Source organism: Neobacillus sp. PS2-9 (assembly GCF_030915525.1).
GTDB lineage: Bacteria > Bacillota > Bacilli > Bacillales > Cytobacillaceae > Neobacillus.
Window position 1 is genome coordinate 867,072 of sequence record NZ_CP133269.1, and the last position, 16,987, is coordinate 884,058.

The window sequence follows — 16,987 nt, forward strand, 5'->3', positions numbered from 1 at the left end:
TGGACGATTGCCTGTTTCCTTTTCCTGCTCTTTCTAAATGGGTTCGGGATACTAGCGGTCAATTTATTAAGTAAGTAGGAAGATTCTACAAATTAACAGGCGGGGAATGACATTATGATCTCTAATTTAGCAAAACCACTTTCGAAAAAACTACTTTTCGCGATGCTCATCGTGACGATCGGTGTGGAAATCCTTCTTTATCTATCCAGGTACAGCTATATGGCAAGCTCACTGTATGATGGTGTCATGGTTGGTTCCTTTTTTATCGGATGGAAGCTGTATCGCCGGCTTGGCAGCCCAGCGAATCCTCCCAAACGGCCACGGCGGATGATGATGCAATTTACCGGTGCTTTTCTTGTTTTCTTCCTTGGTAGTACGGTCATAAATATTTACTCAACGAATACATTTCAGGCATTTAGCGATGACTATGACCAATATGTGCAGGATTATGCGGAAACACAATCCTTTGACGTGGATGAGGATGAGGAAGGAGCTCCAATTAATTCGGTAGGGTCCTTTTTTGATAAGGTCGATACGATTGGCGCGGATTTATATGCCGATACTCTCGCTGGTTTAGAAGAAGTATGGCGGTTATCCTATATGATTCTCATCCTTATCGTTTTCAAGAAGCTCTTTCCTAAGCGCTGGAATAGCGGGCGCAGGGATCTATTCCTCATGCTTTCACTATTTCTTACGTCGATTTTATTTGGCGTCGATCACACGCTGGATACGGAACAGCCATGGTCGATTCGAATCGGTGCGATTGTGACCTTCGCTAATATGGGGCTGTTATTTGGCTTAATTTTATTATGGACTCGTAACCTCTGGGTGACGGTCCTTGTTCATTCCCTTTACGATATAACCGCCACACTGTCGTGGTATTACATCGATTACGCAGTTGAATTCTTCGCTCTAGGTTGCTTGGCTCTTCACATCATTCTTTTTACTATAGAAAAAATACAGCAAAGCCGTTTGAAGAAGGAAATAGCTGCCGTTGATCTGGCACAATGGCCGTAAGCACCAAGATTATTCATATATGGAAAGAAAAAAGCAGCAACCCCTGGGTTTCTGCTTTATTTATATACTTCCCCCTTAAAAATGATATTGATATACTTTGGTATCCACCCAGTACTCAATCGTCCCATCCTCTTGCTGAACGTATTTAATCTTCTCCCTATCAAAAGTATCTGCTAACCTTTCGGCTGCCAGCCCTTGGGCAACCTTTAGTTTCAATAACTTTTTATTAATCTGAAAGGCGTCTCTATTTTTTGCCTCTGCTAGATAGGTAATCAAGTCTAACCTTTGTTGCATTACATCAAGCAGATCTAATTTATGTTTACTTAATCCAGAAGGTGCCTTTAAGTTACCTACTTTCTGTACGAGCTCTGCTTGCTTCTCGACAGCTTGCTGAAGATTTCCGGTCTCTTGTTCTGTTACCTGCCTTAATAAGTTCGAGCTTTGCTTGTTATAGGATTGTACGACTTTTAAGTAGGAAATGGTCTCATCTTGAGTTGATGTAGTGAAGTCTTGTAGTAAAAAACTACTAATAATGACCACTGCGCAAAATCCAGCTATGATATAAGACCACTTTTTCCTAGTACTTTTATTAGGTGGAGGTTCTTCAGCGTAAGGTTGAACTTGTGCCTTTAACTGTAACTCCTCCAGTTCTTGCTTCACTTTTTGTTGTGCGGGAGTCAGCATCCTTCGCCCTCCATTTTATGTAGAATAGTAGAAACTATTACTATCCTACTATAAAAAGGGGTGAAAAATCCATTTATTCCTTAATTTTACTATATAAATAAAGCCTTTTTTACCAAAAAAGAAGAGGCTGTTAACCAGCCTCTTTATAAAATAATCTTTTTCGTGGCCTGTTCCAGACCTTTATGTAGGTGTTTCCTTCTGTACATCGAAACATTTTAATTCCAATAAACTTTAGAGGAGTGAATATTTCCTTCATATGCAAGAGTGGCATTCTATCAACCTCCAATAAAAGTAGTAGTTTTATAATACCTTATTTTGGAAGTGGGAAACACCGTTTCTTCTCACCAATTATCGACTATTTTCGAGTCCAACAAATGAATTGGTAGTGTTAGGATAAATTAAAAGATTGATCCAACAATTTGCAAATAAAATAATTTATAGGAAAAAAGATAGAGATAAAATGTCTATCACTTTTCGAGCTTCTTTACTTTTCTAGTATAAGGCTTATTACTTTTCTTTTTTGTAATCATTAGTGAATTTTATTATTTCCACACCACAAGAATTATTGATGTCTTGTCAGGCTAATTAGATTTTTAAGCGAAAAAAAAATACCAAGGACATTTTGTGAGCCAATTTTATCAAAAACACGAGTTTATGCAATTAAACCAGCTCGTATTTTCTGACAACGTAGGTTAGGAGAACCTATATTCCGCTAAAATATTATCCCTTTAAAGGGGTAAATTCTTAGCGCAGATCACATATAGGGTGGTTATTTATGTAACTATGTCGAATATTGCGAAAATATTTTTATTCGAACACCGAAAAACTATTGACCTTTACTACAATAAAATACTAAAATTATATTTGTATATTCCGACTTTTCTAAATAGTAGGGTGATTTGACCCGAAAGGAGATTAGTAGGGAAGATATTGTTATTACTATTTTAATAGGGGGGGAAAGTATTTAATGAGCAAAAAGAACTACAATAAAAAGCGCAAAATTGCTACATACGCATTAGCCTCAGCTCTTGTATTATCAAACTTTGCTTTCGTGTCGCCCACGTCAGCTGCTTATAAGCCAGGCGACATCGAATCGAAAATTCAACAATTAAAGCAACAGCAAACGAGAGAGTCTTTCAAAGCACAAGCAAAGAAAGCAGCAACAACTGCTAGAGCCGGCCTTAAAGCAACAGACAAAGTCCGTGTGATTGTTGAAGTAGAGGGACAAACGGCTGTTGAATATGCAACAAAGCAGGGTAAATTATACAAACAATTATCAGAGGATAAAAAATCTTCTTTCTCTACTAAAGCTGAAGGTCAGCAAAAGTCTGTGAAAGACAAAATTGCGGCTAAAGGTGTAAACATTAAGTATAAGCAGAAATTTTCAACAGCATTCAACGGTTTCAGCGGGGAGATTGCCTATGGTGATCTTGATAAAATTGAATCCGTAGCAGGTGTAAAAGCTGTTTACTTAGCGAACGAATATAACCGTCCTAAAGTTGAACCAAATATGAAGACAAGCCATAATTTCATTGAATCACGTACAACTTGGGAGAAAACTGGTTATAAAGGTCAAGGTATGGTTGTGGCTGTCATTGATACAGGTGTTGACCCATCCCACCGTGACTTTAAACTAACAGATCCATCTAAGGAAGGCTTAACAAAAGATGAAGTAGCAAAAGCTGTTGCTGATAATGGCTTAAAAGGTAAATTCTATACAGATAAAGTTCCTTTTGGCTGGAACTATTATGATGGAAATGACACCATCCTTGACCTAGGACCTGGTGCAAGCATGCACGGTATGCACGTTGCAGGTACTGTTGCAGCTAATGGGGACGAATCAAAGGGAGGAATTAAAGGGGTTGCACCTGAAGCGCAAGTACTTGGCATGAAGGTATTCAGTAATGACCCAATTTATCCATCTACTTGGTCTGACGTGTATCTAGCTGCAATTGATGATTCTATCAAATTAGGTGCTGACGTTCTTAACATGAGCCTTGGGGATGTGGCTGCATTCTATCAAGAAGATAGTGCAGAAGACCTTGCTATCCAAAGAGCGACTGCAAACGGAATCGTTTGTGCGATGTCTGCAGGTAACTCGAACCATATCGGTGATGGATGGGATAACCCATATGCGCAAAACCCTGATATCGGTGTAGTAGGTGCACCAAGCTTAAATCCAGACGGTATTTCCGTAGCTGCTTCTGGTAACGAAGCATACTGGTATAAAACAAATGTTACTGTTGATGGGTTATCAGGATTCACTAGCGTAGGTCAAGGTATTGATGATTGGGAGAAGTTCGCGGCAGCTCAAGGTGGCAAGCTTCAATTAGTCAGCCTTGGCGGCAAGCTTGGTGCTCCAGAAGATTATAAAGGTGTAGATGTTAAAGGTAAAATCGTTCTTGTCCCACGTGGATCTCTAACGTTCTTTGATAAAACAGTGAATGCCGCGAACGCAGGTGCAGCCGGCATTATTGTTTACAACGCAACGAATGGCTTCTTTTATGAAGACCAAGGTGGATGGGACGTTCCATTCATGTTAATTTCCGGTGCGGAAGGCACCACCCTTGAACAGCAAATTGCTAAGGGGCCAACATACATTAATGTGGCTACAGCTAACAAGAAAGAAAGTCCTGAAATGGGACGTATGACAAGCTTTACATCATGGGGTACGACTCCATCCCTTGGATTAAAGCCTGAAATTACAGCTCCTGGTGGTAATATTTACTCTACAGTTAACAATGATAAGTACACTGTCATGAGCGGTACTTCAATGGCATCACCACACGTTGCCGGTGGTTCAGCACTTGTACAACAGTACTTACAAACAGACGCACGTTTCAAAGATTTATCTGTTGCAGAACGTACGCATCTTGCAAAAGTATTATTAATGAACACTGCTAAAAATATTACAGACTTAAACGGTCAACCTTTCTCACCTCGCCGTCAAGGTGCTGGTATGATGCAAACGTATGAAGCTGTTACAACACCTGCATACTTTGTCAACAAGGCTACTGGTGACGCGAAAGTTGAATTAAAGGACTTCACTAAGAAGAATTTCGAAATGACTTTCACTCTTAAAAACATTTCTGATAAATCTGTTTCTTACAGTTTCAATACTGACGTTTTAACAGATACGATTCAAGATTATGCAGATGGCACTCCTGAGTATAATGCTCTTATTGCAGGAAACCTTAAAGATGCTAAGGTTGATGCACCTAAAACTGTAACAGTTGCAGCAGGAGAATCAAAAGACTTTACGGTTAAAGTTGATTTCTCAAATGCAAAAATTCCAGGTCTAGATGCGGATGGCAACAAGACTCTTCTAGATCTAAGAGACAAAATTTTCGTTGAAGGGTCAGTTACATTAGTAAGCACTGACAAATCAGCACCTAATTTAACAGCCCCATATGTTGGCTTCTATGGTCACTGGGATGAGCCACAAATCTTGGATGGATTCGCAACACTTGGAGAAGACCGCTACTTCGACCTTAAGTACCTCTTTAAAGGTGGTACAGACGTAGAAGTGGATGGAGAATACTTCGGATCATCGGTTGATAACAAATTTTATGCATTATCTCCAAATGGTGATAAATACTTAGATACGATCAATCCAATTCCATCTTTCCTAAGAAATGCTGCTGAAGCTCAGTTCAACATTTTGGACAAGGATGGCAACCAACTTCGCCGTATTAAAGCTGAATCAGATGTTTACAAAAATGCATATGATGGCGGCGCTGCTAATCCATTCTCATATAAAGCGGACCGCGTTTGGGATGGAAAAGTAAAAGGCGAAGCAGTTAAAGATGGCTTGTACTACTATGAAATTAAAACAGTAGTAGATTATGCTGGAGCAAAATGGCAATCTAAGAAGATTCCAGTTTATGTAGATACGACTGCTCCAAAGGTTGCTTCAACTTTTGACGCTAAAAAGTCTACTGTATCTTGGAAAACAACAGAAAATGGCACGGGTACTGAAGAGTACTGGATCTTTGTAAATGGTGAAAAAGTTGCTACAGTCGATGGCAAAACTACTTCTTATGTTTTAAAAGATGCACCAGAAAAAGCAATTGTACAAGTAGTGGCTTGGGATTATGCTGGAAACTACGGCTATGATACGGCTGCCATTGGTGATGTAGAATCTCCATTAATCGTTATCACTGACGGTCAAAAGGATTCCAAAGGTGAATATGTACCAAATTCACCAGAACCATGGGGTGCCTATGACAAAAAAGATATTGAAGTAAAAGGTTTTGTATCTGACGATATTGGTTTAAAAACATTGAAAGTGAATGGCAAAGTAACGGAATTCAAACGTGGCGAAGATGGAAACTACCATTTCTCAACAACTGTTTCATTCGAAAAAGATGGACTATTTGATGTTCAGGTTGAAGCGATTGACCACTCAAATAAAACCGTCTCCATTGCTCGTAAGGTTTACGTTGATACAACGAAACCAGTAATCAATGTGGATGCACCTGAAAGAGTGGATAAGAATGTTGATAAAGTTACCTTGAAATTAAACCTACAAGATAACTTCAACTACTTAAACTTCTACGTAGGTGAAGATCACGAGTTTGAAGTGCCGCTTGTAAGCCCTGTGGATGTATTAAATCCATTAAGCAAGGATTATGAAGTAACGCTTCCACTTAAAGAAGGCGAAAACAAATTTACATTAAAAGCGACTGACCTTTCTGGTAACGAAACAGTGAAGGAAGTTGTGGTTAACCGTAAAGATGCTGAAAAGCCACCAGTATTAAAGAACGGCTGGAGCTTTGAAAGTGGTTCTTGGTACTATTATGTGAAAGATGTGAAAGCTACTGGCTGGGTGAAGGATACAGACGGTAAGTGGTACTTCTTGAATAAAGATGGAAAAATGGCAACTGGCTGGGTATTTAATGGTGGCGCTTGGTACTACTTAACTAAGTCCGGTGCTATGAAGACTGGTTGGTTATTAGAAGGTGGCAAGTGGTATTACCTAAATCCAAATGGTGCGATGGCAACAGGCTGGAAATATGTCAATGGCAAATGGTACTACCTATACAAATCAGGTGAGATGGCTGCTAACACAAAAGTAGATGGCTATAAGCTTGGTAAAGACGGGGCTTGGATTAAGTAATTTCCTCTCCCGTGAAGACGAACAGATTCTAATCTGTTCGTCTTTTTATTTTGTTTATATTCTATTAAAAAAGCATTGACCGGATTCTAGCACTCTACTAAAATTAGATTATCATTTAGATTTTTCTTACAATTTTGAGATTACTTGCTAGATTAGAATAATTTAGGTGTGTAGATATTTAGAGGGGAAGGAAAGGTCATGAGCCTAAAGTCATTGAAAAAGAAAAGAAAGATGGCTTCGTATGCGTTGGCATCTGCTTTGGTTCTATCAAACCTTGGTTTTGTTGCACCAGCAACTGCGGCATCACCAACACCAACAAAGGATTTCGCACCGCAGATTGAACAGTTTAAACAGCATTTAAAAGCTACAAGTGGAAAAAAACAAGAATTAAAAACGAAGTTGAAAGCAAATCTAAAAGCCACGGACAAGGTTCGTGTCATTGTTGAAGTGGAAGGAAAAACACCTGTAGAAATTGCAACTGAGCAAGGAAAACTATACAAGAACATTTCTCCATCCGTGAAAGCTTCTTTAACTGCCAAAGTGGAGGAACAACAAAACACGGTAAAGGCTAAGATTAAGGCCACAGGAGTATCTATAAAATATAAAAATCATTTCTCAACAGCCTTCAATGGGTTCAGTGGTGAAATGACCTTTGGTGACATGGCAAAGCTTGAAGCAGTACAAGGCGTCAAACACGTTTATTTGGCCCATGAATACAAACGTCCATTAGATGAGCCAAATATGAAAAATAGTAAATCTTATATTCAGACAAGTTCCACTTGGGCTGATGCAGGTCTAAAGGGAGAAGGAATGGTTGTTTCGGTTATCGATACCGGCATTGACCCAAGTCATAAAGACTTCAAACTTACAGACAAAAGTAAAGAGGGCCTAACCAAAACGCAAGTTAACAATATTATTAAAGAAAAAGGTCTAAAAGGTAAATTCTTCACAGATAAAGTTCCATTTGGATATAACTATTTTGATCAAAATGACACGATTAAAGACTCAGGGCCAAATGCTTCGATGCATGGAATGCATGTCGCCGGTACAGTAGCAGCAAATGGCAATGAAGAAAAAGGCGGTATTAAGGGTGTAGCACCAGAAGCCCAGCTACTGGCAATGAAGGTCTTTAGTAATGATCCATTATTTTCTTCAACATGGTCCGATGTCTATCTAGCTGCGATTGATGATTCGATTAAGCTAGGTGCAGATGTAATCAACATGAGTCTTGGTTCAGACGCATCCTTCTATAATGAAGAAAGTGCGGAAGATGTAGCGATTACAAGAGCAACCAATAACGGGATTGTGTGTGCGATTGCTGCAGGTAATGCGGGGGACATTTCCTATGGATGGGGGAAAAATCCATTTTATAAAAACCCGGATATCGGTGTGGTCGGTGCACCTGGTTTAAATACTGACAGCATTCAAGTGGCAGCGTCAGGAAATCTTTCTTACCTTTATGAAAATCCTTTTACCATTGATGGTGTAGATGGATTTACTGGAGTAGGGTATGGTGTAGATGATTGGTCGAAGCTGTTATCTGCGGATGAACCATTAGACTTAGTCAGCTTAAACGGCGGATTCGGATATCCATGGGATTATGATGAACTGGATGTTGTAGGAAAGGTGGTCCTTGTAAAACGCGGTGATATCTCATTTGCTGATAAAGCTTTGATTGCAGCAGAATACGGAGCAGCTGGCATCATTGTGTATGATGATGGAAATTCCACCTTATATAAAAATCAAGGCGGCTTTGATATACCATTTATGTTAATCTCACAAGCTGATGGCCAAGCCCTTGAAGATGCCATTGCTGAGGGACATACAAGTTTGAAAATTGGACAGTCAGAAACAAAAGTAGATCCTGAAGCAGGCCGAATGACTGAATTCTCCTCATGGGGGACGACTCCAAGTCTAGAACTTAAACCAGAAATTACGGCGCCAGGTGGAAGAATTATTTCAACTTTAAATGATAACCAATATGGTGAAATGAGCGGTACATCCATGGCTTCGCCACATGTTGCGGGTGGTTCGGCTCTTGTTCAGCAGTACCTGCAAAAGGATAAGCGCTTTACTTCTTTAACGGTAAGTGAGCGGACTCATTTGGCGAAAACATTATTAATGAATACGGCTAAAGTCATTACAGATGTGAATGGACAGCCATTCTCCCCTCGTCGTCAAGGTGCTGGGATGATGCAAACGTATAACGCAGTGACAACACCTGTCTATGTGGTTAATAAAAACACAGGTCAAGCAAAGGTTGAACTGAAAGATTTTACATCAAAAGACTTTACAATGACCCTTACGGCTAAAAATATTTCCACTAAAGATGTAACGTACAACGTTCTTACGGATGTTTTAGCGGATACACTTCAGTTAAATGATGATGGTGAAAACTATAATGCTTTAATTGCTGGAAATCTTAAAGGTGCTAAGGTAGATGGACCAACCACTATCACAGTTCCTGCAGGAAAATCAAAAGACTTTACCATTCATGTTGATTTGAGTAAAGCAAAAGTACCTGCTATTGATATTAATGGAAACAAAACAACAGTCGCATTAAAAGAGGATATGTTTGTGGAGGGCTTTGTCCGCCTGATTGATGCTGATAGAAATAAGGAAGGTAAAAAAGAGCTTAGTCCGGACCTATCTATTCCTTATACTGGGTTTTACGGAAAGTGGGATCGCCCAGCTATTGTTGACGGCTTTAAGGATCTAGGAGAATCACGTTTCTTCGATCTGCAGGGAATGTTTGATTACGAGGATGAGGAAGGCAATAAGGTAGAAGAACCTGTCCATGATATGCTCTCAGATGACTGGTTCCTAGCACCTGTACCAGACAAAGATTTTTATGCTTTCTCACCAAATGGAGACTGGATGCATGATGATATCAATGTTTTACCTGCCTTATTAAGAAATGCATCAGAGGTTCAATTCAATATATTAGATAAGAATAAAAAGCAACTGCGTCGAGTGAAATTAGAAGAAGACGATTATAAGAGCTATTATGCTGATGGTTATGGAATGCCATTCTCTTACAATTGGGATCGTGCATGGGATGGAACAGTAAAAGGCAAAACAGTAAAAGATGGATTATATTATTACCAGATTAAATCTGTAATTGATTATCCTGGGGCAAAGTTTCAATCAAAAGAAATACCAATCTTAGTTGATACGGTTGAACCACAGCTTAAAGCAAAGTTTAACCAAAAGAACTCAACCGTAACGTGGGAATCCAAAGAAGAAGGTTCCGGCGTGATGGCATATGGTATTTTTGTAAATGGAGAATTCGTAGACGAAGTGACTCCAGATGTAACGAAATATAAATTAAAGGATTTACCGGAAAGTGCGATCGTTGATGTTTTGGCAGTAGATAACGCACTCAACTTTGGTGGCGTGTCTGTTCCAATTGGGGATGTGAAGGATCAAGCGCCAGTCGTCATTGTGGATGATTGGACAACAGTTCCTTACGGCGTATATAACACCAAGGAAATTCCTGTCACTGGGGTAGTTCAAGAGGACCTTGGCTTGAAGTCATTAACGGTCAATGGACAAGAAGTGAAATTTAATTATCTTGGCGGAGTATACGCATTTTCCACCAAGGTAAACTATGAGAAGGACGGTTTTTACGATATTAAAGTAGAGGCAGTAGATAAATCTGGACAAGCTACATCGATAGTCCGTAAGGTGTTTGTAGATACAACAGTTCCAGAAATTGCTGTGGATGCACCGAAGCTAGTTGCTGAGAATGTTAAAGAAGCAACCCTAAAGCTGAATATGAAAGATAATTTTAACTATTTATCATTATTCGTTGATGATAATCATGAGTTTGAAAAAGCGATAAATGATCCGTTAGATGTTATGAAAGCTGCTAATGACTCTATTGACGTGAAAGTACCACTTGAGCTTGGTGAAAATAAGTTCACCCTCAAACTGCGTGATCTTGCAGGCAATGAAACGGTGAAGGAAGTAGTCATTAACCGTGCAAACGTAGCAGGCTGGAAATTAGAAAACGACTCTTGGTATTTCTATAAGAATAGCAGCAAAGTAACTGGTTGGTTAAAGGCTAACAACAAATGGTATTACCTTGGTCAAGATGGGAAAATGCAAACAGGTTGGTTAAAAGATAAAAATCAATGGTATTTCTTAAATAAAAATGGTGACATGGCGGTAAATCAATGGGTCCTATACCAAAATCAATGGTATTATCTTGGGTCAAAAGGCACGATGAAAGTCGGCTGGATTGCTTTAAATGGCAAATGGTACTACCTAAATGGTCACGGACAAATGTCAACAGGCTGGATCCAATTGGGGAGCAAATGGTACTACCTCTACAACAACGGACAGCTAGCTGTCAACACGACAATCCGCGGCTACAAGCTTGGTAGTGACGGTGCGTGGATTAAGTAGTTTTAAAAATGAAGATGAGCAAATGCTCGTCTTCATTTTTTTTTATGGTTAATTATCAAAATTACATAGTAATAAATAATTACCACTATATGATAAAAATACTAAATGCGACATAATTTTCAATTTTTTGTTGAAAAATTGTGTCAAAATGAGAGAATAAAAGAGTATATATATATCTTTATATAAAAAGGAGGTTTGCATTACTAGATGTAATGAAGGATTTTCTTATGGTGTAGGTGTAAAACATTGAGAATACAACCTTAGTAAGGGGTTTTACTTTATTTTCCATATCCATAAATATGGTAATTTAGTATAATCGTATTAGAAATTTTGATTTTCGACAATTATCCACATCAATCTAGCCTTTTATCCAACATCTAAATGAAAGTCCTCGTTATTAACCTTTTTTCAATAAAATGATAGTTTAATAGAAGAAAAATTCATGGAGGGAAAAATATTGAAGAAAAAACGATTTACTGCTTTAGCGCTCGCAACAATGTTGTTCTCTTCAACAGCTTCAGGCGTTGCGGCATCTGAAACCTATACATGGAAGTATCAAAATAATAGTTGGTATTACCTATCCTCAACAGGTAAAACTGTAAAAGGCTGGGTTCTTTATAATAAAAATTGGTACTATCTTGGCAGCAATGGTGTGATGAAAACTGGCTGGCTACTAGACAAGAATATTTGGTACTATCTTGATAGGAATAGCGGAGCGATGAAAACAGGATGGCTAAAAGAAAATAATATTTGGTATTTCCTTTTGCCTAGTGGTGCCATGAAGACCGGTTGGCTCTTAGATAGAAATAGTTGGTATTACCTCGAAAAAAGCGGTGCAATGAAGGTAGGATGGATCGAAGACAAAGGTTTAAAATATTATTTAAGTTTAAGTGGTGCAATGATAACGGGTCAAAAATTCATTGAGGGGAAACCGTATGTTTTTGCGTCCTCTGGAGCCTTAAATACATCTCCACTAACAGGCTGGTTCCGTGATGGCTCTATTGTCATGTATTTTGACTCTGGTGGAGTGATGCACAAAGGCTGGTTGGTTGAAGATGCTAATAAATATTATTTTAAACAAGATGGATTGATTCATACCGGCTGGTTAGAAGAAAATAATAAAAAATATTTCTTTGCCTTAGATGGTAAAATGCAGGTTGGTTGGCTGAACGATGGTGATAAACGTTATTACCTTGGAACAGATGGTGCTTTGAAGACCGGCTGGATTACCTATGGGGGAAAATCCTATTACCTGGGTACGGACGGTGTCATGTACAAAGGTTGGTTGACCGAGGGTGATAAAAAGTTTTACCTGGGTAAAGAGGGTACTATTTTAACTGGTCTGCAAACGATTGATAACCAGTTGTACTATTTTGGTACAAACGGTGTGATGCAAAAGAATAGTTGGATTACCATTGAAAATAAAAAGTATTATCTTGGAGACGACGGTGCAGCGGTGAAGGGCTGGATGACCAAAGGTGAGGAAAAGTACTATTTCGGTTCGGATGGAGTCATGGTCAATGGCTGGCAAAATGTTAATAAAAAGTGGTACTATTTTAACTCTGATGGAACCATGGAAACTGGCTGGGTCTATGTTAATGGAAAATGGTACTATTTAAATGCCAACGGAGAAATGCAAACCGGATGGTTAACCGATAATGGCTCTACCTACTATTTTACGAATAATGGAGATATGTTTATCGGTTGGCTAGCATTAGATAATAAATGGTACTATTTTGATACGAATGGCAAAATGGTAACTGGTGAAAAGATAATAGATGGAAAGACGTATAACTTTTTTGAAGATGGTGTTTTGAATACTGGTCCTGTGGTGAAAACGACAAGCTATAATCTTTCGTATCAACAAATGCTTGATCTTGAAATGACTAGGACTCCACAAACAGATAAGTATAGAAATGTGAACGCATATGTAAGTAGTGAATATGTGCTAAAAGATGTAACAGATCCAACCAAGGGTGTGGTGATATCCACAACACCACTTAATGTTCGGGAGAATACGAATACCAATTCCTTTATTTTTGGAACATTAAAGAATGGATCTCAAGTAACCATTGTTTCCACCGTTGGAACTTGGTATGAAATTAAATATGATACATGGAGAAATGCCAAGTCTGAAGACGTAAGCTATTATCTCAATCCAAATACCTTTAGCTCAACAAGTACGGAATACTTCCAGTTCCTCCTTCTAAATAAAAGTGCCGGAACTACTGCAAAAGATCTGAATGCGAAGCCACTGGCTGGCAAAGGGATTTTGGATGGAAAAGGCCAAGCGTTTATTCAAGCAAGTCAGCAATATAATGTGAATGAAGTGTACCTTATTTCACATTCATTGCTTGAAACGGGCAATGGTACATCTCAGTTGGCAAAGGGAATTATTGTTGATACAGTAGATGGGCAACCAGTAGAACCGAAAACGGTATACAACATGTATGGTGTGGGAGCTATTGATAGTTGCCCGAATACTTGTGGCTCCCAATATGCTTACAAGCAAGGGTGGTTTACACCAGAAGCAGCAATTATCGGTGGAGCAGCATTCATTGGACAAGGCTACATTAACGCTTCAGTTCCACAAAATACACTTTATAAAATGAGATGGAATCCTATTAATCCTAGCCATCAATATGCAACTGATATCGGTTGGGCCGTAAAACAAACAAATAACATAAAAAGAATCTATGATTCGTTAAGTTCGTATACGTTATATTATGAGCTTCCAGAATATAAGTAAATAGGAAAAGGGTGGTGCGACTAAGCATCACCCTTTTTCTATGTTTTTTACCAAAATCCTACGAAAATAGTACATACTAAAGTCGAATCAATATATTTTTATTTACAGTTTATATAGGCTGAGTTACAATGAAAATACATTCAATTTTTGAATATATCGGAGGACCTTCAATGGAACAGCACTCATTTCAATTATTAGAGGCGATTAATAAAAACGCCAACTTAAATCAAAAGAAAATGGCTGAAATCTGCGGGATTTCAATTGGGAAAGTCAACTACCTAATCCACGATTTAACGTTTGGAGACTATATTTACAGCGAAAAAAAAGGCAGAAATATTAGCTACTTCTTAACACAAAAAGGAATAGATTCATTAAAGAAAGGAATCGAGGCTTTCCAAGACAAAAAAGTAAATATCCATCAAGAGCCGTTAACGGAGATTAAGCAGGCTGTTATTTTAGCAGCAGGTTATCGAAAAGATTTTAACAAACCTGCAGGATTGATGCCAATTGATGATACCACATTATTAAAACGAAATGTAGAGATCCTTCAAGAAAACGGAATTAATCATATCGTTATAGTTACTGGTTACCAAAAAGAGGCGTTTCAGGATATCCCAGAACTAAGTCACCTGAATTTTGTGCATAACCCAAAATACAAATGGACGGGATCCATGGCGTCATTGGCACTTGCTTATGATTTGATTTCTGAGGATATTCTCCTTATCGAAGATGATATTTTAATTGAAGAACGGGCGATTAAGGAAATGCTTATGCATCAGCAACGCGACAGTGTTCTAATCACTGACGAAAGTGGCTCTGGCGATGAAGCCTTCGTAGAGCTCCGAAATGGCTATCTTTATAAGGTGTCAAAGGATATACACCAATTCAATCATGTCGACGGTGAGATGATCGGATTCAGTAAGCTATCCTATGAAGTTTTTACAAAAATGGTTAATGACTATAAGGAAAACAACAAGAACCCATATATGAACTATGAATATATGCTGCTTGATGTATCCAGACATTATAATATCGGCTTCCTCAAAATGCACAACCTCATTTGGGGAGAAATCGACAGCCAAGAGCATTATAATACCATCATTAATAAAACCTATCCAATTCTAAAAAGAAAAGAAGCGGAGTTTAGAGAAATTCAAATCAAGAGCTACTTAATGGAAGCCCTTGACCTTGCCTATGAGGATATTCAGGAAATTAGGCCGTTTGGCGGGATGACAAATAAGAACTTCAAGGTAACGGTTAACGACAAGGAGTATGTGCTTCGGATTCCTGGTAATGGAACAGAGCAGATGATTAACCGAAGAGAGGAAAAAATTAATTCGACCCTTGTTAGTCAGCTCGGTATCGATACAGAAATCGCTTATTTTAATGAAGAAACAGGCGTGAAAATTGCGGAACTTATTCCAAATGCGGAGACGTTAACCGGAAAAACAGCTAAACGCCAGGACTACATGATGTTAACAACGGCAGTTCTTAGAAAGTTGCACGTATCGGGTATTGAGATGGCCAATCGATTTGATGTGTTTGAAAATATTTCAAAATATGAGGAACTGATGGAAGAAGCAAAGGGCCAGCCATATGAGCATTATGATGAAGTAAGAGCTCAGGTTATGGTTTTGAAGGATGTTTACCAAGCGATGAATATCATGTTAAATCCATGTCACAATGACTTAGTTCCAGAAAACTTGGTGAAAAGCGGCACCGACAAAGTGTATTTAATCGACTGGGAATATGCAGGTATGAATGACCCAATGTGGGATGTAGCGGCACACTCGCTAGAATGTGAGTTTACACCAGAGGATGAGGAATTGTTCTTATCGCTTTACCTGCAACAGGATGAAATTCCACTCGACATTCAACAAAGAGTACTAATGAATAAAATTTTCCAAGATTTCCTTTGGAGCATTTGGACTATTATTAAAGAAGCAAAGGGCGATGACTTCGGCCAGTACGGAATCAATCGCTTTAACAGAGCTAGAGAAAATTTAAATCATGAACTGATAAGGGAGTTGGCATACTCGTATGAAAAATAAAGGGATCTTCTTCGGTTTGTTCTCAGGCTTCACCTGGGCGCTTGACACCGTTTTAATTGGAATGGTTTTATCCAAAGCAGTATTTGTTTCATCAGATGCGGTTATATTTCTAGCACCGCTAGTGAGTACGTTTTTCCATGACATGCTTTCTAGCTTCTGGATGATGCTTTATATGCTCTTCAGAGGGGAGTTAGCCATCTCATTTAAGAAATTAGCGACGCGCAGTGGACGGTTTGTTATCTTAGGCGCTTTACTAGGTGGACCAATAGGAATGACTGGTTACGTTCTTGCGGTTAAATATTTGGGTGCCTCTCTATCGGCCTCCATTTCAGCAGTGTATCCAGCAATTGGTGCTTTCTTTGCTTTCTTGATTCTAAAAGACAGATTAACTTTGAAAAACTGGATTGGACTTTTTATAAGTATTTTATTTATCTTCTTACTAGGCTTTGCAGGCGGAGAACCATCTCCAAGCTTTATTCTTGGATTCTCGTTTATCCTATTGTGTATCTTTGGCTGGGGAATGGAGTGCGTTATCCTTGCTTACGGAATGAAAGATGATGAGATTTCACCAGAGCAAGCGTTGCAGATTCGTCAGGTTGTATCTGCTGTCACTTATGCGGTCTTAATTTTACCGTTTTTCAATGCGTACCCTCTTGTGGGTGAAGTGTTTAAGAGCAGTGAATTATTCTTGATCGCTGGAGTTGCTCTGTCTGGAACAGCATCTTATGTTTACTATTACAAAGCGATTTACGTTATGGGACCAACTCGTGCGATGGCCTTGAATATTACGTATGCAGCATGGGCGATTTTCTTAAGTTTCATTATTCTAGATTCTCCAATTACCCTAAAGGTTGTCTTTTTTAGTATTATGATTTTATTAGGATCTATATTAACTGTCGCTACCAAAGATGAGTTAAAATGGATGAATCTAACTAAAGGCAGGAGAACCGCTTAATT

General features: G+C 38.7%; 7 protein-coding genes. 6 read left to right on the plus strand and 1 reads right to left on the minus strand.

Annotated features, from left to right (window positions below; all coding sequences use genetic code 11):
• The first annotated feature begins 114 nt into the window (after positions 1-114).
• The gene (locus tag RCG25_RS04280) at positions 115-1,017 is read left to right on the plus strand and encodes a CPBP family glutamic-type intramembrane protease (protein WP_308082448.1); all 903 of its coding nucleotides are present in this window, start codon (positions 115-117) and stop codon (positions 1,015-1,017) included.
• 75 nt (positions 1,018-1,092) lie between these two features.
• Here the strand turns inward: RCG25_RS04280 and RCG25_RS04285 are convergent, their stop codons facing one another.
• Positions 1,093-1,701, minus strand: coding sequence for a hypothetical protein (locus RCG25_RS04285; protein ID WP_308082449.1), 609 nt, complete (start codon positions 1,699-1,701; stop codon positions 1,093-1,095).
• A 967-nt stretch (positions 1,702-2,668) separates the two neighbouring features.
• Between RCG25_RS04285 and RCG25_RS04290 the strand changes: the two genes are divergently transcribed.
• The 5 genes from RCG25_RS04290 (at position 2,669) to RCG25_RS04310 (ending at position 16,985) form a co-directional block, all read left to right on the plus strand.
• Positions 2,669-6,820, plus strand: a complete 4,152-nt coding sequence (locus tag RCG25_RS04290) for a S8 family serine peptidase (protein WP_308082450.1) — start codon at positions 2,669-2,671, stop codon at positions 6,818-6,820.
• 198 nt (positions 6,821-7,018) lie between these two features.
• The gene (locus RCG25_RS04295; RefSeq protein WP_308082451.1) at positions 7,019-11,230 is read left to right on the plus strand and encodes a S8 family serine peptidase; all 4,212 of its coding nucleotides are present in this window, start codon (positions 7,019-7,021) and stop codon (positions 11,228-11,230) included.
• Between the two features lie 457 nt (positions 11,231-11,687).
• Entirely contained in the window at positions 11,688-13,979 is a 2,292-nt protein-coding gene (locus RCG25_RS04300; RefSeq protein ID WP_308082452.1) for a glucosaminidase domain-containing protein, read from the plus strand.
• Between the two features lie 170 nt (positions 13,980-14,149).
• Entirely contained in the window at positions 14,150-16,030 is a 1,881-nt protein-coding gene (locus RCG25_RS04305) for a phosphotransferase (protein ID WP_308082453.1), read from the plus strand.
• Positions 16,020-16,985 carry a DMT family transporter gene (locus RCG25_RS04310; RefSeq protein ID WP_308082454.1) on the plus strand — a complete coding sequence of 322 codons (966 nt, stop codon included), beginning with the start codon at positions 16,020-16,022 and terminating at the stop codon, positions 16,983-16,985. Before RCG25_RS04305 ends, RCG25_RS04310 begins: the two co-directional genes overlap by 11 nt.
• The last annotated feature ends 2 nt before the right edge of the window (positions 16,986-16,987 follow it).